17 protein-coding genes are annotated in these 18,308 nt (G+C 68.7%); 13 read left to right on the top strand and 4 right to left on the bottom strand.

The window, feature by feature from the left end; translation table 11 throughout:
- The first annotated feature begins 3 nt into the window (after positions 1-3).
- The 3 genes from FNH24_RS07070 to FNH24_RS07080 all read left to right on the top strand — a co-directional run bounded on the left by FNH24_RS07070 (position 4) and on the right by FNH24_RS07080 (position 2,890).
- Positions 4-1,458, top strand: coding sequence for a sulfatase family protein (locus tag FNH24_RS07070; RefSeq protein ID WP_152361451.1), 1,455 nt, complete (start codon positions 4-6; stop codon positions 1,456-1,458).
- 137 nt (positions 1,459-1,595) lie between these two features.
- Positions 1,596-2,417 carry an ArsR/SmtB family transcription factor gene (locus tag FNH24_RS07075; protein WP_152361452.1) on the top strand — a complete coding sequence of 274 codons (822 nt, stop codon included), beginning with the start codon at positions 1,596-1,598 and terminating at the stop codon, positions 2,415-2,417.
- Positions 2,414-2,890 carry an SRPBCC family protein gene (locus tag FNH24_RS07080; protein WP_217428076.1) on the top strand — a complete coding sequence of 159 codons (477 nt, stop codon included), beginning with the start codon at positions 2,414-2,416 and terminating at the stop codon, positions 2,888-2,890. The genes FNH24_RS07075 and FNH24_RS07080 overlap by 4 nt, the downstream gene beginning before the upstream one ends.
- Positions 2,891-2,893: 3 nt before the next feature.
- Here the strand turns inward: FNH24_RS07080 and FNH24_RS07085 are convergent, their stop codons facing one another.
- Entirely contained in the window at positions 2,894-4,261 is a 1,368-nt protein-coding gene (locus tag FNH24_RS07085; protein WP_152361453.1) for an FAD-binding oxidoreductase, read from the bottom strand.
- Positions 4,262-4,336: 75 nt separating this feature from the next.
- On the opposite strand from FNH24_RS07085, the gene FNH24_RS07090 reads away from it, so the two are divergent.
- The 5 genes from FNH24_RS07090 to FNH24_RS07110 all read left to right on the top strand — a co-directional run bounded on the left by FNH24_RS07090 (position 4,337) and on the right by FNH24_RS07110 (position 9,369).
- Complete coding sequence (locus FNH24_RS07090; RefSeq protein ID WP_152361454.1) at positions 4,337-5,005, top strand: PadR family transcriptional regulator; 669 nt, start codon at positions 4,337-4,339, stop codon at positions 5,003-5,005.
- A 47-nt stretch (positions 5,006-5,052) separates the two neighbouring features.
- Positions 5,053-6,051, top strand: coding sequence for an ATP-binding cassette domain-containing protein (locus tag FNH24_RS07095; protein ID WP_152361455.1), 999 nt, complete (start codon positions 5,053-5,055; stop codon positions 6,049-6,051).
- Between the two features lie 2 nt (positions 6,052-6,053).
- Complete coding sequence (locus tag FNH24_RS07100) at positions 6,054-6,809, top strand: ABC transporter permease (RefSeq protein ID WP_152361456.1); 756 nt, start codon at positions 6,054-6,056, stop codon at positions 6,807-6,809.
- Between the two features lie 159 nt (positions 6,810-6,968).
- Entirely contained in the window at positions 6,969-8,447 is a 1,479-nt protein-coding gene (locus tag FNH24_RS07105) for a lysyl oxidase family protein (RefSeq protein WP_152361457.1), read from the top strand.
- Positions 8,448-8,586: 139 nt separating this feature from the next.
- A complete protein-coding gene (locus FNH24_RS07110) occupies positions 8,587-9,369 on the top strand; it encodes a polysaccharide deacetylase family protein (RefSeq protein ID WP_161606036.1) in 783 nt (260 codons plus the stop codon).
- Positions 9,370-9,515: 146 nt separating this feature from the next.
- Here the strand turns inward: FNH24_RS07110 and FNH24_RS07115 are convergent, their stop codons facing one another.
- Genes FNH24_RS07115 through FNH24_RS07125 form a run of 3 tightly spaced genes read right to left on the bottom strand, consistent with a single transcriptional unit; the run spans position 9,516 to position 13,153 of the window.
- Positions 9,516-11,288, bottom strand: coding sequence for an ABC-F family ATP-binding cassette domain-containing protein (locus tag FNH24_RS07115; RefSeq protein WP_152361459.1), 1,773 nt, complete (start codon positions 11,286-11,288; stop codon positions 9,516-9,518).
- 30 nt (positions 11,289-11,318) lie between these two features.
- The gene (locus FNH24_RS07120; RefSeq protein ID WP_152361460.1) at positions 11,319-11,981 is read right to left on the bottom strand and encodes a response regulator; all 663 of its coding nucleotides are present in this window, start codon (positions 11,979-11,981) and stop codon (positions 11,319-11,321) included.
- Complete coding sequence (locus tag FNH24_RS07125; RefSeq protein ID WP_152361461.1) at positions 11,978-13,153, bottom strand: sensor histidine kinase; 1,176 nt, start codon at positions 13,151-13,153, stop codon at positions 11,978-11,980. The genes FNH24_RS07120 and FNH24_RS07125 overlap by 4 nt, the downstream gene beginning before the upstream one ends.
- A 200-nt stretch (positions 13,154-13,353) precedes the next feature.
- On the opposite strand from FNH24_RS07125, the gene FNH24_RS07130 reads away from it, so the two are divergent.
- From FNH24_RS07130 to FNH24_RS07150, 5 genes are all read left to right on the top strand, one after another.
- The gene (locus tag FNH24_RS07130; protein WP_152361462.1) at positions 13,354-13,863 is read left to right on the top strand and encodes a DUF1707 SHOCT-like domain-containing protein; all 510 of its coding nucleotides are present in this window, start codon (positions 13,354-13,356) and stop codon (positions 13,861-13,863) included.
- Positions 13,864-13,940: 77 nt separating this feature from the next.
- Positions 13,941-15,179 (top strand): MFS transporter, encoded by a 1,239-nt coding sequence (locus FNH24_RS07135; protein WP_217428077.1) that lies wholly within the window; start codon positions 13,941-13,943, stop codon positions 15,177-15,179.
- Between the two features lie 123 nt (positions 15,180-15,302).
- Positions 15,303-16,148: a phytanoyl-CoA dioxygenase family protein gene (locus FNH24_RS07140; protein WP_152361463.1), complete on the top strand. Its 846-nt coding sequence runs from the start codon at positions 15,303-15,305 to the stop codon at positions 16,146-16,148.
- A 99-nt stretch (positions 16,149-16,247) separates the two neighbouring features.
- A complete protein-coding gene (locus FNH24_RS07145) occupies positions 16,248-16,619 on the top strand; it encodes a ClpX C4-type zinc finger protein (protein ID WP_217428078.1) in 372 nt (123 codons plus the stop codon).
- The gene (locus tag FNH24_RS07150; protein ID WP_152361464.1) at positions 16,609-17,862 is read left to right on the top strand and encodes an MFS transporter; all 1,254 of its coding nucleotides are present in this window, start codon (positions 16,609-16,611) and stop codon (positions 17,860-17,862) included. Before FNH24_RS07145 ends, FNH24_RS07150 begins: the two co-directional genes overlap by 11 nt.
- The last annotated feature ends 446 nt before the right edge of the window (positions 17,863-18,308 follow it).

Consider the following 18,308-nt stretch of genomic DNA (forward strand, 5'->3'; position numbering starts at 1 on the left):
CACGTGACGAACGGCCAGAAGGCTGAGCGGCCCAACATCGTCTTCATCATCACTGACCAACAGCGTTTCGACACGATCAACGCGCTCGGTCATGATCATGTCGACACCCCCAACCTGGATCGGCTGGTCCGGGAGGGCACGTCCTTCACCCGCACGTATGTCAGCGCGCCGTCCTGCTCGCCGTCGCGGTCCAGCCTGTTCACCGGCCTTTATCCGCACTCGCTCGGCGTGCTACGCAACGAGGATCTGTGGCAGCACTCGTGGGTCGAGCGACTCGCCGACAGCGGCTACCGCTGCGTCAACGTCGGCAAGATGCATACCCATCCCTGGGAGACTTCGCTCGGCTTCCATGAGCGGACCGTGGTGGAGAACAAGGACCGCTACCACCCGAACGTGCCCTTCTACCATGATCAATGGGACAAGGCGTTGTGGAGCCACGGCCTGACCAAGCCGACCCGGGAGGTGCACCGGACCAAGCCGGACTATGCCGAGCGGCTCGGCGCGTTCGAGTGGGAACTGCCGGACGACCTGCACTCGGACAATTTCGTCGCCGGCCACGCCCGCTGGTGGCTGGAGACCTATCCCGGCACCGAACCGTTCTTCCTCCAGGTCGGCTTCCCCGGCCCGCACCCGCCCTACGACCCGGTCGACCGGCATCTCGACGCCTACCGGGATCGCGACGTCCCGTTGCCGCTCCGTGACGACGAGGACCTGGCCAACCAGCCCGAGGTGCTGCAGGAGCTGCGCCGGCACCACCAGGACAATGATCATGATTCCGTGGTGCACCTGGCCGACCCGACCGAGGATCAGTCCCGTCGGCAACGCCGGCACTACCTGGCCAATGTGACCCAGATCGACGAACAGATCGGCTTCCTGATCGACGCCCTCGAGGCCCGCGGGGTGCTCGACAACACGGTGATCATCTTCACCTCCGACCACGGCGACTGTCTCGGTGATCATGGCCACAGCCAGAAATGGACCATGTACGACCCGAGCGTGCGGGTGCCGGCGATCGTCTGGGGCCCCGGCCGGGTCCGGGGCGATCAGCAGATCGACGCGCTCACGGCGATGATGGACCTTGGCCCGACCGTGCTGGAGCTGGCCGGCCTCGAGGTCCCGCCCTGGATGGAGGCGCAGTCCTTGCTGCCGGCCCTGCGTGGCGAATCGTGGACCGGCCGCGAGCACGTCTTCTCCGAACACGCCCGGGACATGATCCTGACCGGGACTGAGCTGATGACCATGGTCCGCGACGACCGCTGGAAGTACGTCGAGTTCGTCGACTCCGAGCAAGGCCAGCTCTTCGACCTCGACTCCGACCCTGACGAGCTTCGCAGCTTGTGGGGTGCGCCGGCTGATACTGAGCCTGGCCTGGTCAAGGTTCGATTGGCCGGAGTGATCAATCGGTGGCGGGCCCGGAGCGCCTTGCACACTGCGGATTTCTGGCGTGAGCATCGCTGATCTGGTTCCGTTCCCTGAGCCTGTCGAAGGGCAGGTCGGAGTTGCGCATCGCCGTGACCGGCCTTGACGTGCAGCCGAAAGGTTGCCTATTCTGAAAAGGCAGCCGCACGGCTGCATGTGACGGGATCGAGGCGGCGGTGGACGAGGTGTTCAGGGCGCTGGCCGACCCCAGCCGGCGGCGGCTGCTGGACAGCCTGAACGCGCGCAACGGGCAGACCCTGCGAGAGCTGTGCGCCGGGCTGGAGCTGGCGCGGCAGTCGGTCAGCAAACACCTCGCCGTGCTCGAGGCCGCCAACCTCGTGACGACCTCCTGGCGCGGCCGGGAGAAGTTGCACTTCCTGAACCCCGTGCCGATCAACGCCGTCGCCGACCGCTGGATGACGCGCTACGACCGCCAGCGCGCCGGTGCGCTGGCCGACCTGAAATCAGCCTTGGAGAGGGACCCGATGGGCGCCACCGAATTCGTCTACACGACCTACATCAGGACCTCGCCGGAACGGCTCTGGCAGGCGATCACGGAGCCGGCCTTCACCCGTCGCTACTGGGGCACGGCGTTCGAGACCGATTGGCAGCCCGGCTCGCCGATGATCTGGATCGAGCCGAACGGCCACCGGATCGAGGATCCGGAGCAGGTCGTGCTCGAGTCCGAGCCGCCTCGTCGGCTGTCGTACACCTGGCACACGTTCACCTCCGAATGGGCCGCCGGAGCCGGGGTCGGCGCCGAGGCCCTGAGTGCCCTTCGCGCCGAGCAGCGCTCGAAGGTGATCTTCGATCTTGAACCGATGGGTGAGCTGGTCCGGCTCACGGTGACCCATGACGACTGCCACCCGGACGGCCAACTGCTGCGGATGATCAGCGGCGGCTGGCCCCACCTGCTGTCCGGTCTGAAGACCTTGATCGAAACCGGCGAGAGCCTGCCCGAGGCAGTTCTTGCCACCCCGAAAGGTGATTCCCGATGATCGACTCCATCCTGCAACTCACCCGGGCGCCGACCGTGCAGGTCGCCATGCTGATCCGCCGTCCCGCGGCCGAGGTGTTCCGGGCCTTCGCCGATCCCGCCGTCACGACCCGCTTCTGGTTCACCAGGAGCAGCGGTCCGCTGACGACGGGTGCCGAGGTCACCTGGGACTGGGAGATGTACGGAGTCAGCGCCACGGCCCGGGTCGATGAGGTCGTGGAGAACCGGCTGATCCGCTTCCATTGGAGCAACGACGGGATCACGGCGGTGGAGCTGCGCTTCACCCCGCACGGCGAGAACGCCACCTTCGTCGAGATCACCGAATCCGAACTCGCCGGCAGCGGCGACGACCTCGTCACGCACGCGGTCGGCTCCGCCGAGGGCTTCACCATCGCCCTGTGCTCGGCGAAGGCGTTGCTCGAACACGGTATCGCCCTGAACGGCGTGGCCGACCGGTTCCCGAACGGGCTCTAATGCCTAGTCCAGGATCGCGCCGGGGTTGAGGATTCCGGCGGGATCGAGGGCGATCTTGATCTTGCGGGTCAGGGCCATCACGTCCGGCCCGAGTTGATCAGGTAGGGCGCGTCGCTTCGCGCGGCCGACGCCGTGCTCGCCGGTGATCGTGCCGCCGAGCTTGATCGCCAGGTCCATCACCTCGTAGAAGGCGACCAGGGCCCGGTCCCGTGCCCCTTCTTCGGCAGCGTTGTAGACCACGTTCGGGTGGGTGTTGCCGTCACCGGCGTGGGCGACGACCGGGATCTCCACCCGGTGCCGGGCGGCGATCTCGGCGATGCCGGCGACCAGCTCCGGCAACACCGGGACCGGCACGCCGACGTCTTCCAGCAGCAGGGCGCCGCGGGCGTCCAGGGCGTCGAAGGCGGCGCGGCGGCCGGCGACGAAGAGTTCGCCTTCGTCCGGGTCGTGGGTGAGGAAGACGTCGCGGGCGCCGGCCTTGACGAAGCCCTGCTCGATGATCGCGATCTCGGCCTCGCGGGCGCCCTCGGGGGCGTCGGACTGGGCGATCAACATCGCGGCGGCGTCGCGATCAAGGCCCATCGGCTTGTAGTCCTCGACGGCGTTGATCGAGGTCTGGTCCATCAGTTCCAGCATCGACGGCCGCATCGTCCGGCCGATTTCCACCACGGCCTGGGCGGCGGCGACGACGGTCGGGAAGGTGCCGACGATGGTCGAGCGCGGCGGCTGGGCCGGGATCAGTCGCAGGATGGCCCGGGTGACGATGCCCAGTGTGCCTTCGCTGCCCACGAACAGTTTCAGCAGTGACAGGCCGGCGGAATCCTTCACCCGTTTGCCGCCGAGCGTGATCTTGGTTCCGTCCGCGAGGACCACGTCCAGGCCGAGCACGTAGTCGGTGGTGACGCCGTACTTCACACAGCACAGCCCGCCCGCGTTGGTGGCGATGTTGCCGCCGATCGAGCAGATCTCGTACGAGGACGGGTCCGGCGGATACCACAGGCCGTGCTCGGCGGCGGCCGCTTTGACCTCGGCGTTGAACAGCCCGGGCTCGACCACGGCGACCCGGCAGTCGGTGTCGATCTCGATCGCCCGCATCCGTTCCAGGCTGAGCACGATCCCGCCGTCCACGGCCGACGAACCGCCGGACAACCCGCTGCCCGCGCCGCGCGGCACGATCGGCACGTGGTTCGCCGCCGCCCACCGTACGGTCGCCTGGACCTGATCGGCATCGGTCGCCCGGACCACCGCGATCGGCGTCCCGGCGGACGGATCCCGCGACCAGTCGTGGCGGTAGTTCTCGACCGTCGCCGCCTCGGTGACGACGGTTCCGGGCGGAAGCTCGGCGATCAGTTCATCCAGCGGCGCGGCCATGACAGCAACGCTACGTCGCGCCGCTCGGTTCGACCGCGACGGGTTCCGCCCACCGGGAAAGTTAGACTCCGCGGCATGGCCAGCGCCGCAGTCACGCGAATGCTGGTGCTCGGCGTGGTCTCGCTCTTCCAGCCGATGAACGGCTATCAGGTGCTGCGCGAGCTGAACTCCTGGTACGTCGAGGACTGGGCCCAGGTGAAGCCGGGCTCGATCTACTCGATGCTGAATTCGTTGTCCAAGCAGGGAATGCTGCACCGGCACGAGCTCGCCGAGGCGGACCGAGCGGTGGCCGTCTACGAAGTCTCGGAGTCGGGGGAACGCGAGCTCGGCGACCTGGTCCGGGTCGGCCTGGACGGCAGCCGCGGGCTGGACCCGGTGATGTTCCACGCCACCATGTCGTTCGCGCCGACGCTGCAGCGGGCCGAGGTGATCGCGGCGGTTGTCCGGCGGATCGAGAACGTGACCCGCTATCGGGACGGTCTGGTGTCCAAGATCAGCAACGACTCGATGCCGTCGCACGTCCGGCATGCTCTGACCCTGCCACTGGCGCAGACGGAGGCCGAGCTCGCGTGGGTGACCGAGTTCCGCACGCTGCTGGACGGCGGCTACCTGTGGTTCGCGGGCGAATCGGGCGACCCCTGGGAGCCGCCTCCGGAGGACGCCGGCTGGGAGATGGTGGCCCAGGCGCAGCGCTACCAGAAGCTGATTGCCGAGCGAAGGAAGTCCGGCGACATTCAAACTTGACTATCAGCGTTCAAATTTGAATAATTGTGGTCGAAAGGGGGTCGACCATGATCCATGCACGCCAACTGACCCGTACGTACAAGACCCGGCGCGGCCGGGAGACCGTCGAGGTGACCGCCGTCGACGGCGTCGATCTCGATGTCCGGAGCGGCGAGATCGTCGGATTCCTCGGGCCGAACGGTGCCGGGAAATCGACCACGCTGAAGATGCTGACCACGCTGCTCAAGCCGACCTCCGGCAGTGCGACCGTGGCCGGGTTCGACGTCGCGACCGAGCCGGTGCAGGTGCGCCGGTCGATCGGCTACGTGTCCCAGTCCGGCTCGGCCTCGAGCGAGGGGCGGGCCGGCGACGAGATCGTCGATCATGCCCTGCTGTACGGGATCGACCGGCCGACCGCCACCCGTCGGGCCCGTGACCTGCTGTCCCGGTTCGACCTGGACGGCGTCTGGGAGCGCACCGGCCGCAGCCTCTCCGGCGGTCAGCGGCGACGGCTGGACATCGCGATGGGCTTGGTGCACGAACCGAAGTTGATCTTCCTCGACGAGCCGACCACCGGCCTCGACCCGCAGGCCCGGGCCAACCTGTGGACGCACATCTCGGCGCTCCGAGACCGGTTGGAGGGCACCGTCTTCCTCACCACCCACTACCTGGACGAGGCCGACGCGCTCTGTGACCGGATCTTCGTGATCGATCATGGTCGGATCATCGCGGCGGACACCCCCGAGGCGTTGAAGTCCGCGGTCCGCGGGGACCTGATCGAGCTGTCGCTCGCCGACCCGTCGCGCCTCGGCCAGGCGGCCGAGCGGCTGCAGAGCCTCAGCGGAGCGACCGAGCTGATGACCGCCGAGACGACGGTCAGCGCCCGGGTGCCCAAGGCGGGCGGCGCGCTGCCGGGCCTGCTCCGTGATCTTGACGCGGACGGGATCGGGCTGGACGGCGTCGAGGTCCGCCGCCCCACCCTGGACGACGTGTTCCTCGCCCTGACCGGTCATTCGCTCAGGGACGAGACAGCGTCCGCGCCCGAACTAGAGACCGCAGGAGTCTGATCATGACGTTCTTCCGCGACACGTTCATCGTGTTCCGCCGGCAGTTCCGGCTGGCGGTCCGCAACCCGGCCTGGGTGATCATCGGGATGTTGCAGCCGGTGCTCTATCTGGTGCTGTTCGGGCCGCTGCTGGAGCCTATCGCCGGCCAGCTGGGCACGGCGAACGCGTACACCCTGTTCGTGCCCGGACTGCTGGTGCAGTTGGGCCTGTTCGGTGCGCTGTTCGCCGGCTTCGGGCTGATCGGCGAGTGGCGCGACGGGGTGATCGAGGCCGAGCGCGTGACGCCGGCCAGCCGGGTCGCGCTGCTGCTCGGCCGGGTGCTGCGCGACGTGCTGCAGCTGACCGTGCAGGGATTGATCTTGATCGGGCTGGCGTTCGCCTTCGGGCTGCGCGGGTCGATCGGCGGAATGCTGCTCGGCCTGCTGTTGGTGATCTTGGTCGGCACGGCCTGCGCTTCGAGCTCGTACGCGCTGGCACTGGCGACCAAGAGCGAGGACGCACTGGCCCCGATCCTCAACATGGTCACCCTGCCGCTGCTGTTGCTCAGCGGCATCCTGTTGCCGATGACGCTCGGGCCGGGCTGGCTGCAGGCGATCAGCAACGTGCTGCCGACCAAGCACGTCGTCGACGGCGTCCGCGCCGTCTTCCGCGGCGACCTGCTCAGCGGCCAGACCTTCTGGGGCGTGCTCTGGTCAGTCATCCTGGCCGCTGCCGGCCTCTGGATCGGCACCCGCACCTTCCGCCGCCAAAACGCCTGAACACCCCGACTTGTCAGAACTAGGGAACGCTATGGCGGTCCCTAGTTCTGACAACTCGGGGTTTGGCTCCCAACAAAGTTGCCGGGGCGATGCAACGCATTCGCGGTTCGGCACGTAGTGCTGCTGAGCGACAACGGGTCGCTCAGTAAAGGGGGTCTGATGAAGATTCAACTGCGGGCCGCTGTGGGCTTTGCGGCCGCGCTGGCCATGAGTGCGGGAGTCGGCGCGACGGCGCTGCCGGCGGCCACGGCGGGACCGGTGACACCCCAGCTCAAGCTCGAGCTGGCGACGAAGAACGTCACCGCGGAGAATTGGGACGGCGACACTTCAGTCGACCTGAGCCTGTACGCGGTCGCGGGCAAGCGGGCGTTCGAGGTCAGGGCGTATCGCACGTCCTACGACCGGCCGATCAGTGCCTGGCAGGTCAAACCGGGGCCCGATCAGGCGATCCCGGAAGCCTTGGTGCCGACCTTCGACGGGCTGAAGAAGTTCTTCACCGTGCAGGTCGTCGATGCCAAGGGCAAGGTCGTGGTGGATCGCAAGCTCGACTTCTGTCCGAACGGCTACGAACAGGTGCGGCGGCGGCCTGATGCGCCGGCCACTTCGCCCTATCCGGAGGGCTGCGGCTGGAATCCGTACACGACGGGAATGGTCTGGGGGATCGAGAAGGGCTTCGCCGTGCGCTCGTTCGACTCGCTCGAGACCAAGCTCAAGCCGGGCAGCTACAAGGTGATCACGACGATCGCCAAGAACTATCGCGATCTCTTCGAGCTCCCGACAGCGGCGGCCACCGCGACGGCGAACCTGAAGGTGATCAAGGGCGTCGACGAGGAGGCGCACGCGCGCAAGTTGCAGACTCGGCAGCAGCAGTCTCAGCAACAGCAGTCGAAGGCTCCTGCGCCGGTGAAGCCGACCGGGCGGGCACTGCTGGGGAAGCCGAGCGGACCGCTGCCTGATCTTCAGTCCCTGCCGGCCTGGGGGATCATGATCGATCGCGGTCGCTATCTCGACTTCTCTGCCACGGTGTGGAATGCGGGCCCGTCGCCGTTGGTGGTCGACGGCTTCCGGCAGGACCAGAACGAGGACCTGATGGACGCCTACCAGTACTTCTTCAACAGTGCCGGGAAGCAGATCGGGCACAAGCAGGTCGGCACGATGGAGTGGGATCCCCGCGACGGGCACCATCACTGGCACTTCACCGACTTCGCCCGCTATCGCCTGCTGGACCAGGACAAGAATGTCGTCGTCCGGAGTCAGAAGGAGGCCTTCTGCCTGGCCAACACGGACGCGATCGACTACACGGTCAAGGGTGCGAACTGGAAGCCGGGGAACACCGACCTGCACACCGCCTGCGGTGATCGCGGATCGATCGGGATCCGGGAGGTGCTCGCCAGCGGCTCCGGCGACACCTACGTCCAGTACCTGCCGGGCCAGTCGTTCGATCTCAAGGGTCTGAAGAACGGGGTCTACTACATCGAGGTCACGGCGAACCCGGACCGCAAGCTGGTCGAGGTCAGCACGACCAACAACATCACCTATCGCAAGGTCACCATCGGCGGCACCAACGGCCACCGCACCGTCAAGGTCGCCAAGGTCGGTGTGATCACCGAGCCGCCGCCGGACGGCGACGAACACTAACCCGTAGTCGACCTGTCAGAACTGAGGAGCGCTATAGGGCTCCTCAGTTCTGACAACTCGGGCGTCGTGCGAGTACTGTCAGTTCGTGCGAATCCGAGGGTCCGCGCCTGAATCTGCGGCTGCGGTCATGGTCATCGTGATGTCCCTGCTTCTCGGCGCCTGCGGCGGTGCTCCGCCCACGGCGGTGTCGTCGGACCGGACAGGGGCCGATGCGTCCCTCGGCTCGCCGGCTGCGCCCCGGATCGCGGCGTCGAGGGAGTCGTCGAAGCCGACTCCTCAGGCCGCCGCCAAGCGGGCCCGGCCGGCGGTCAACTGCAAGAAGCTGAAGTGCATCGCGCTCACGTACGACGACGGACCGAGCCCGAAGACGACGGCGAAGCTGATCAAGATCTTGAAGAAGCACAAGGCGAAGGCCACCTTCTTCCAGCTCGGCCAGCTCGCGAAGCGGCATCCGAAACTGGTCCGGAAGATTCACCAGATGGGGTCCGAGGTGGCGAACCACTCGTGGGACCACGATTCACTGAACCGCAAGTCGGTCAAGGGGGCGCATCAGGACCTCAAGCGGGCCTCCGCGGCGATCGAGAAGGGTTGCCGTTGCCGGGTCAGGCTGATGCGTCCGCCGTACGGAGCGACCGACAAGGGCGTCGACAAGGCGGCCAAGAAGGCCGGCCTGGCCGAGATCCTGTGGGACATCGACACCCTCGACTGGTCGAGCCGCAACCCGGGCAAGATCAAACGCAAGGTGCTGCGCGGCGCGGCCAGGAACCGGATCGTGCTGATGCATGACATCCACCGGACCACGATCGCTGCCCAGGAAGACATCATCAAGGGTCTGAAGAAGCGGGGCTACACGCTGGTCACGGTGAGCGAACTGCTCGGCAAGCCCAAGCCCGGCAAGCGGTACCCGAAGTCCTGGCGATGATCAGAGGGTTTCCGCGCCACGTGTTAACTCCTTCGACAGGTCCAAGGAACGTGTTAAGAAAACGCGGAATTCTTAACACGTTTTCTCCAGGCGTCAACTGAACTCATCTCACGATCCGGCCCGGAGTGCCCGCGTCGCGAGTTGCTTCAGATGACGCGTTCGGCGGCTTCCAGCCAGGACTGCTCGAGATCGTCCTTCTCGGTGGTCAGCTCCGTCAGGTCCTGTTGCAGGCCGGTCAGTCGCTGGTAGTCGGTCCCGGCGGCGGCCATCTGATCATGGATCTTCCCGATCGCGGTGTCGATCCGCTGCAACCGTTGCTCGATCCGGGCCAGGTCCTTCTTGACCCGGCGGTCCTCGGCAGCCGAGCTGACCGGCTTCCGCTCCTCGGTGGACGTCGCCGGCGTGGCCGTGGTCGCGGCCCGGCGATGCTCCAGGTATTGATCAACACCGCCGGGCAGCAGCACGCAGCGGCCGTCGCCCATCAGCGCGTACGTCACGTCGCAGACCCGCTCCAGGAAATAGCGGTCATGGGAGACCACGATCAAGGTCCCGGGCCAGTTGTCCAGATAGTCCTCGATCACCGTCAGGGTGTCGATGTCGAGATCATTGGTCGGCTCGTCCAGCAGCAGCACGTTGGGCTCGGCCAGCAGGATCCGGAGGAACTGCAACCGCCGCCGCTCGCCGCCGGAGAGGTCACCGATCCGGGCGGTCAGTCGATCACCGGTGAAGCCGAAGTCCTCCAGCAGGGTGGTCGCGCTGACCTCCTTGCCGGAAGCGAGTTGGGTGGTGTTCTGGCTGACCGAATCCAGCACCCGGTCCCGTTCGTCCAGCTCGGCGACGTTCTGGCTGAGCTCGCCGATGCTGATCGTCCGGCCGCGCTTGATCGTTCCGGCGTCGGGCCGGCGATCACCGGCCAGCAACCGGAGCAGGGTGGTCTTGCCGGCGCCGTTGACGCCGATCAGGCCGATCCGCATGCCGGGACCGATCGACCAGTCCAGCTCCTTGATCAGGTCCCGGGCCTGATCACCCTCGCCGACCGAGAGCCGGATCCGGTGCAGATCGAAGACGTCCTTGCCGAGCCGGTTGCTCGACAGCCTGCTCAGCTCGACCGTGTCCCGCGGCGGCGGTTCGTTCTCGATCAACGCATTCGCCGCGTCGGTCCGGAACCGCGGCTTGGAGGTCCGGGCCGGCGCGCCGCGGCGGAGCCAGGCCAGCTCCTTGCGCAGCAGGTTGGCCCGCCGGGACTCGACCTGGACGGCCTGCCGGCCGCGCTCGGCCCGGGCCAGCACATACGCGGCGTAGCCGCCGTCGTAGCCGTCCACGACGCCGTCGTGCACCTCCCAGATCCGGGTGCAGATCGCATCGAGGAACCACCGGTCGTGGCTGACCACGAGCATCGCGGTCTTCCCGGCCTGAAGGGCGCGCAGGTGTTCGGCCAGCCAGGCCACGGCCTCCACATCGAGATGGTTGGTCGGCTCGTCGAGCACCAGCAGATCGTGGCCGGCGAGCATCAGCTGGACCAGCGCTGTCCGCCGCCGCTCGCCGCCGCTCAGGGTGGAGATCGTTGCATCAAGATCGACATCGCCGAGCAGGTGCCGCACGATCGCCCGGGTCGTCGGGTCGGCGGCCCAGACATGATCATCGGCGCCGTCGACGATCACCGACCGGACCGTCTCGGTCGGCGCGTAGTCGTCGGTCTGGTGCAGATAGCCGATCGACGTCGCGCCGGCCCGGGTCACCCGGCCGGAGTCCGGTTCGAGCGTGCCGGTGAGGATGCGCAGCAGGGTGGTCTTGCCGTCGCCGTTGCGGCCGACCACGCCGATCACGTCGCCGCGGTCGAGGCCGAGGCTGACCTCGTCGAGCAGCACCCGGGTGCCGAAGGCGATGCCGATCCGCTCGGCGTTGAGCAAGTTGCTCACAATGGGACTCCGTCGAGGTTCGCCACCCGGTCAGCGCTCCCCGGCCGTGACCAGGCCGCTCTCGTACGCCACGATCACGAGCTGAGCGCGATCCCGGACGCCGAGCTTGCCGAGCAGCCGGCTGACGTAGGTCCGGGCGGTCGCCGGGCTGATGAAGAGCACGCCGCCGATCTCGTCGTTCGACCGGCCGCGACCGACCTCGGCCAGCACCTCCCGCTCCCGCTCGGTCAGCTCGGCCACCAGCTCCGGCCGGGCCTGCGGCGAGCGTGACCGGGCCAACTCGGCCAGCACCCGGCCGGTGACGCCGGGGGACAGCAGACCCGCCCCGGCGGCGACCAGGTGGACCGACCGGCGCAGCTCGTCGGGCTCGACATCCTTGAGCAGGAAGCCGGCCGCGCCGGCGCGGATCGCGCCGAGCACGTGATCGTCCTCGTCGAACGTCGTCAAGATCACCACCTGGGTGCCGTTCAGCTCCGGATCGGCGGTGATCATGGTCGTGGCCTCGATGCCGTCCAGCATCGGCATCCGGATGTCCATCAGCGCCACGTCCGGCCTGGTCCGGCGCAGCAGGGCGATGCCGTCGTTGCCGTTGCCGGCCTCGCCGACGACACTGATCTCCGGATCCCTGTCCAGCAAGGAGATCAGACCCGTTCGGACCATGGACTGGTCGTCGATGACCGCGACAGTGATCATGATCCCTCCTCGTTGGCGACCGGATTCTCTTCCAGCGGCAGAGCCGCGCTGACGGTGGTGCCGGCGGTCTCGGATCGTACACCGACCGTTCCGCCGAGAGCCGCGGCCCGTTCGGCCATCCCGCGGATCCCGTGCCCGGATGGGGATCCGGTTGCGCCGGTGCCGTCGTCGACGACCTCGATCCGCAGCAGCGGCCCGTCCGCGTGTAGGTCGATCGTGACCTGACGGGCCCGGGCGTGCTTGATCACGTTCGTCGTCGCTTCCTGCACGATCCGGTACGCCACCGCCGACACTCCGGTCGGCAACGTGACCGGCGACTCGACCCGGAGCCGCACCTCGAGCCCGGCTTGGCGCAGCGTGGCGGCGATCTTGTCCAGCTCGGCCAGGGTGGCCTCGGGCGCCGTCGGCACCGGCTCGCCGGTCCGGCGCAGCACCTTCACCGTGCCGCGCAGCTGGCGCAACGCGTCGGTCGAGGCGTGCCGGACGTTGCCGATCGAGGCCCGGGCGGCGTCGGGGTCGTCGGCCAGCGATTCGGTGGCCGACGAGGCGTGCAGGGCGATCACGGACAGGCTGTGGCCGAGGTCGTCGTGCAGCTCCCGGGCCAGCGCCAGTCGTTCGTCGGCCCGCTCCCGGTCGGCCGAGGCCCTGGCCTCCCGCTCCCGCAGATCGCCGAGCTCGCGCAACTCGCGGCGTGAGCGGGCGCCGTCGCCGAGGGCGATCGCCGCGGCCATCAGCGCGGCGGTGGAGACGAGCTCGTAGCCGAAGAGCAGGGCCGGGTCCTCGCCCTCCTGGAGCCGGAACACCATCGACAGGCCGACCAGCACGACCGCGACCACCGAGGCCGTCAGCAGGTGTCTCTTCTCCGCGGCCGAATAGAGGGCCGCGGCCATCGGCAGCGCCAGTCCGATCGCCGGATAGTCGAAGGTGTAGTAGACACAGATCGCCAGCGCGGTGATGATCAACACGGGGATCGAGAAGCGGCGCCGGAACAGCATCAGTGCGCCGAAGATCACCGCGAACAGGAAGGCACCGACCGAGAGCGGTCGGCCTTCCAGCCGCGAGGCCGCGGCGATCGCGACCACGATCGCCACGGCGGCGCCGAGCAGCGCGTCCAGGACCAGCGGCGGCACCTCGGCCCCACCGCGCGTTGCGGCCGCGCCGGGAGCATTCACCGGGCCGAGTCTAGTGTCGGCCCGCGATCCTCGAAGGCCACGGCCGACGGGGTGGTGAGCCGGTGGGTCGAGGCCGTACGGCACCTTTGGCCAGGGTCGGCTACGACCGTGGTCCCCATTCCGGTCCGAACGGTCCGGCCCGGGTCTGCGGATGGTGGGAGCCGGTTCCGCGAGGACCCGGGCCAGCCGAGACTGACGGCGTGGAACTCCAACCGATGCACACCGAGTTGACCACCCGAGTCGGTGACCGGGAGCGGTCCGAAGTCTGTGATGAGCTCGCCGCCCATTTCGCGGCCGGTCGGCTGACCGGCGAGGAACTCGACGATCGGCTGTCGCGGGCGATGCGGGCCCAGACCATGCTCGATCTGGGCAGCCTGGTCTCCGATCTGCCGCGACAACAGCAGCCGGGCCCGAGCCGGCCGGCGCCGATGCCCGGCCCGGTCCCGCGGCCGGGATCGGCCGGCTGGTCCGGGTTCGATCTGATCTGCCTGCTGTTGTTGCTGGGCTGCCTGATGGTCGCCGGGGTGCTGGTGCTGGTCGCCGCCGTCTACAGCCCGTACACCTTCTTCGGAGCCATCGTCGGCGGCTTCGCGGCCGCGGTCGGCGGCGCGGCCGCGATGCACCTCGGCAAGCGGTCGCTGGAGCGGCGGGATCGGCGGATCAGGACCGAGTACGCCGGCGTCCGGGACAACCGGCCCGGCTTCGGCTGACCCTCGGGGCCGGGCCACGCGTCCGGTCGCGGGGAGTCCGTGCCACGAAGGTCCGCCCCGGCTGTCACGATGGCTGCGTGCAGAGCAGATCGGGTGGGCGGCTGGTCGTACTGGTGATCAGCCAGGTGCTGGCCGGGGTCGGTGTGGCCAGTGGCATCGCCGTCGGTGGATTGTTGGCCGAGCGGCTGTCCGGGACCGTCGCGCTGGCCGGCTTCGCGCAGACCTCGTCGGTGCTCGGCGCCGGCCTCTGGGCGATTCCGCTGGCCCGGCTGGCCGGACGACGCGGCCGGCGTTGGGGGCTGGCCGCCGGCTATCTGTTGGCCCTGCTCGGCACCGGGCTGATCCTGCTGGCGGCCGCCGTGCACCTGGTGCCGTTGTTGTTCGTCGGTACGGCAGCGTTCGGGGCGGCGACCGCGGCCGGGCTGCAGGCGCGGTTCGCCGCGGCCGAGGTGGTCGGCCTCCGCTATCGGGCCCGGGCCCTGTCGGTGGTGATGTGGGCGACCACGCTCGGCTCGGTGGCCGGGCCGAACCTGTCCGAGTTGGGCAGTCGTTTCGGCCGCGGGCTGGGGATCGAGCCGCTGACCGGTCCGTACCTGTTCTCGCTGGTCGCCTTCGCCGGCGCCGCCGTGGTGCTCTCGGTCGGCATCGCCGGCCGGGTTCCTGTTGATCAAGATCAGGATCCGGCCCGGCCGGTCACACCGGTCCGGGCCACCGGGCTGATTCCCGCCCTGCGGGCCGGACTGCGGAACCCGACCACCCGGCTGGCCATCGTCGCCGTGATCTGCTCGCACACGATCATGGTCGGGGTGATGGTGATGACCCCGTTGCACATGACCCATCACGGGATGACGCTCGACCTGGTGGGGCTGGTGCTCAGCATCCACATCTTCGGGATGTACGGAGCCAGCCCGATCATGGGCTGGCTCACCGACCGGCTCGGCGGGCCCGCGGTGATCGGCATCGGCGTGATCATCTTCGCCGCGGCGCTGGTGCTGGGCGGCTTCGCCGACACCACTCAGGGCCCGGTGATCTCGCTCGCGCTCGGCCTGCTCGGGCTCGGCTGGTCGGCCGGCATGATCGGCGGCTCGTCGTTGTTGGCGTCCGCGGTGTCGGACCACGACCGGGTCTCGCTGCAGGGCGGCACCGATGCCCTGATGAACCTCGCCGCCGCCGGCTCCTCGGCCCTGTCCGGCCTGGTGATGGGGCTCGCCGGCTTCCCGGCGCTGAACGTGATCGCCGCCGTCGTCGCCGTACCGATGGCCGTGCTGGCGCTGCGTGGCCTACTGGTCCGGCCGGCCGTCACGCCGGAATCCTGACGGGACCCGGGCACCACTCGGTGCAAGAAGTCGCGGTTTCAGACCATGGTTGCCGGCGGCATCGGCGACCTAGGGTCGGGTGACAGAGGGTCATGATCACCGGAGCCGCACCAGGGAGTGCCGATGTCCAACGCGATGCCGATCGAGTCCGTCGTCGACTATCCGGAGGACCTGTACCGGTTCGACCGGCCGGGTCGTTACGTCGATGAGGTCGACCAGGTCACCGACGCCGAGGCCGAGCAGTTCGCCGACCTCGGCTATCTGGCCGTACGCGAGGTGCTCGCCGCCGACGAGGTGGCCGAGGTGCTGGACGGACTGGCGGAGGTGCTGGCCCGGCCGGGCCGGGCGCTGGTCGAGTACGAGGCCTGGGCCGCCGACCGGATCGAGGCGGCCTCGGGCGACGAGCGGATGGACCTGATCCGCAAGTTCATGCTGTTCGTCCAGGAAGATCAACGGCTGACCGCGCTGGCCCGCCATCCGCGGATCCTGTCGGTCGTCCGCAGGCTCTGCGGCAGCGAGGACCTGACGATGATGCAGGACATGGCTCTGCTGAAGCCGCCCGGTGGCGGCCGGGAGAAGCCCTGGCACCAGGACAACGCCTACTTCACACTCGAGCCGGGCACGCCGATCGTCGGGGTCTGGATCGCGCTGGACGATGCGACCGCGGAGAACGGGTGCATGCATGTGCTGCCCGGCACCCATCGGGAGGGCCCGGTCGTGCACTTCAAGCGGCGTGACTGGCAGGTCTGCGACGACGACGTCGACCGCAACCGCGACACGATGATCCCGCTGCCGCCCGGCGGAGCCCTGTTCTTCCATGGGCTGCTGCACCACGGCACCCCGGCCAACCGCACCGCCCACCGCCGTCGCGCCGTCCAACTGCACTACGTCCCCGCCGGCACCCCCAACATCCCCGATCAGCGCCGGCTTGACATCTTCGGCAGCGAGGGCAAGGACGTCAGCTGCTGACCCACCGCCGACTTGTCAGAACTCAGGTGTGCCATAGGGCTACTCAGTTCTGACAAGTCGGCGTTGACGGGGTGATCTTGTCAGGGTTAGCCTGACAAGGTGGTGGTACGGCGACGCGAGCGGGTGGCGGACCGGGACGGCGCGCGCTGTTCGTTCTGCGGCAAGGCGGAGGACGAGGTCGATCGCCTGGTGGCCGGCCCGGGGGCCTACATCTGCAACGACTGTGTGGGACTGGCCGAGCAGTTGCTCGCCCGCGAGCAGGTGGCCTCGTTCATCACGGTCGACGAGTCCTCCAACGAAGAGCTGCTGGCCCGGATGGCCCGGCTGGACGCGTCGCGGGAACAGGTGGAGCGGTCGGTTCGTGATCATGTGCGCGCGCTGCGCAGCCGGAAGGTCAGCTGGAGCCGGATCGGTCAGCAGCTGGGGGTGAGCCGGCAGACCGCGTGGGAACGCTTCTCGGATGATCACTGATCAGGGCGGCTCGGCTTGGCGGTTGTCGCGGTTCCGGCTGTTCTGGGGTGGGCAGACCCTGTCGGGCCTCGGTGATCAGGTCTCGGCGATCGCGGTCCCGATCCTGGCGGTGGTGCTGCTCGAGGCCAGTGCCACGCAGATGGGCCTGCTCGGCGCGGCGTCCCGACTGCCGATCGTCCTCTTCGGCCTGGCGGTCGGGGTCTGGGTCGACCGGGTCCGGCGCCGGCGACTGATGATCATGACGGATCTGGCCCGGGCCGGGGTGCTGCTGATGATTCCGCTGGCGGCGGCGGCCGGGCTGCTCGGGCTGCCGCTGCTGTACGGGGTCGCCTTCATCGTCGCCACGTTGGGAGTGGTGTTCCAGATCTCGGCCTCGGCCTTTCTGCGGACGCTGCTACCGGCGGCCCGGCTGATCGACGGCAACGCCCGGCTGACGCAGTCCCGGGCGCTGACCCAGATCAGCGGTCCCGGCCTCGGCGGCGCCCTGGTCCAGGCCGTGACGGCGCCGGTCGCGATCATGATCGACATCGCGAGCTATCTGCTCTCCGCGCTGGCGCTGACCCGGATCCGGGTCGAGGAGCCGGCGGTCCGGCCCGGGGCCCGGCGGGCCGTCTGGCGCGAGGTCTACGAGGGTTGCCGGGTGATCTGGCGGAGCCCGATCCTGCGGGCCAGCGCGGCATCCGCGGGCACCTACAACCTCTTCCACAGCGCCGTTCTGGCGGTCGAGGTGATCTTCCTCGCCCGCGACCTCGGGTTGTCCGCGGTCCAGCTCGGCATCGTCCTCGGAGCGGTCGGACCCGGAGCGCTGGTCGGGGCGACGCTCGCGGTCCGGGCCGGTGGCCGCTGGGGGATCGGGCCGGTGATGATCGCCGGGCTGGCCCTGGCCGGCTTGGCCAATCTGGCCCTGCCGCTCGCCGCCGGCCCGCCGTCGGTGATCTTCGTGGTGATCGTCGTCGCCTCGTTCGGCAGCGGGTTCGGGCAGCCGTTCTACAACGTCAATCAGGGCGCCGTCCGGCAGGCCCTGGTCGGCGTCGGGCTGCAGGGTCGGGTGACGGCGACGATGTCCGTCGTCGCCGGCGGGGCGGCGCCGCTCGGGGCGCTGCTCGGCGGCCTGCTGGCCGACCGGCTCGGAGTCCGACCGCTGCTGATCATCGCCGCCCTCGGCACGATCGGCGCCGCCGCCTGGCTGCTGGCCTCGCCGGTCCGTCGGTTACGAGAACTGCCCGGCGTCGAGAGTTCATGATCTTGATCCGCACTGGCGCGACCCAGTCCGACCGAGGAGGTGCCTGCACCGAGTGTTGCCCTTTCCACGCAAATCCCGCAATTCAACGTGGATAAGGACAGTCTCGGTGCCTTCGGCGACGGGGAGCCGGTCGCCCGGACGTTACCGACGCCGAAACCTGCCTCTCTGTTGCCGAAAAAGTCTCCGAGGACCGAGGCGCGACGCGGCATTCAGGGTGGGTGCTCCGAGGGTCGCGTCCGGCGCGTGCCGCCCCTCGGTTATGGGCAGGTGGCTCGCCCTTCGACAGGCTCAGCCTGGATCCACCGATGATCTTGGATCTGCGATGTTGCGATTCCTGTTCGGGCTGGACGTCTGTTCGTTCCCTGAGCCTGGCTGGTTGCCGCGAAAGCTCTTCGTGCGGGAGGTTTCCACGTGGCAATGACGGCTTTCGCCCCGCACGAAGAGCT

The sequence above is a fragment of the Microlunatus speluncae genome (assembly GCF_009299835.1).
GTDB lineage: Bacteria > Actinomycetota > Actinomycetes > Propionibacteriales > Propionibacteriaceae > Microlunatus > Microlunatus speluncae.

What these genes read in the sequence shown, in the direction of transcription:
- FNH24_RS07090 (WP_152361454.1), top strand. Translation starts at nt 4,337, where the DNA reads ATGGCCAGCGCCGCAGTCACGCGAATGCTGGTGCTCGGCGTGGTCTCG.
- FNH24_RS07110 (WP_161606036.1), top strand. Translation starts at nt 8,587, where the DNA reads ATGTCCCTGCTTCTCGGCGCCTGCGGCGGTGCTCCGCCCACGGCGGTG.
- FNH24_RS07150 (WP_152361464.1), top strand. Translation starts at nt 16,609, where the DNA reads ATGATCACTGATCAGGGCGGCTCGGCTTGGCGGTTGTCGCGGTTCCGG.
- FNH24_RS07140 (WP_152361463.1), top strand. Translation starts at nt 15,303, where the DNA reads ATGTCCAACGCGATGCCGATCGAGTCCGTCGTCGACTATCCGGAGGAC.
- FNH24_RS07105 (WP_152361457.1), top strand. Translation starts at nt 6,969, where the DNA reads ATGAAGATTCAACTGCGGGCCGCTGTGGGCTTTGCGGCCGCGCTGGCC.
- FNH24_RS07120 (WP_152361460.1), bottom strand. Translation starts at nt 11,981, where the DNA reads ATGATCACTGTCGCGGTCATCGACGACCAGTCCATGGTCCGAACGGGT.
- FNH24_RS07080 (WP_217428076.1), top strand. Translation starts at nt 2,414, where the DNA reads ATGATCGACTCCATCCTGCAACTCACCCGGGCGCCGACCGTGCAGGTC.
- FNH24_RS07095 (WP_152361455.1), top strand. Translation starts at nt 5,053, where the DNA reads ATGATCCATGCACGCCAACTGACCCGTACGTACAAGACCCGGCGCGGC.
- FNH24_RS07085 (WP_152361453.1), bottom strand. Translation starts at nt 4,261, where the DNA reads ATGGCCGCGCCGCTGGATGAACTGATCGCCGAGCTTCCGCCCGGAACC.
- FNH24_RS07100 (WP_152361456.1), top strand. Translation starts at nt 6,054, where the DNA reads ATGACGTTCTTCCGCGACACGTTCATCGTGTTCCGCCGGCAGTTCCGG.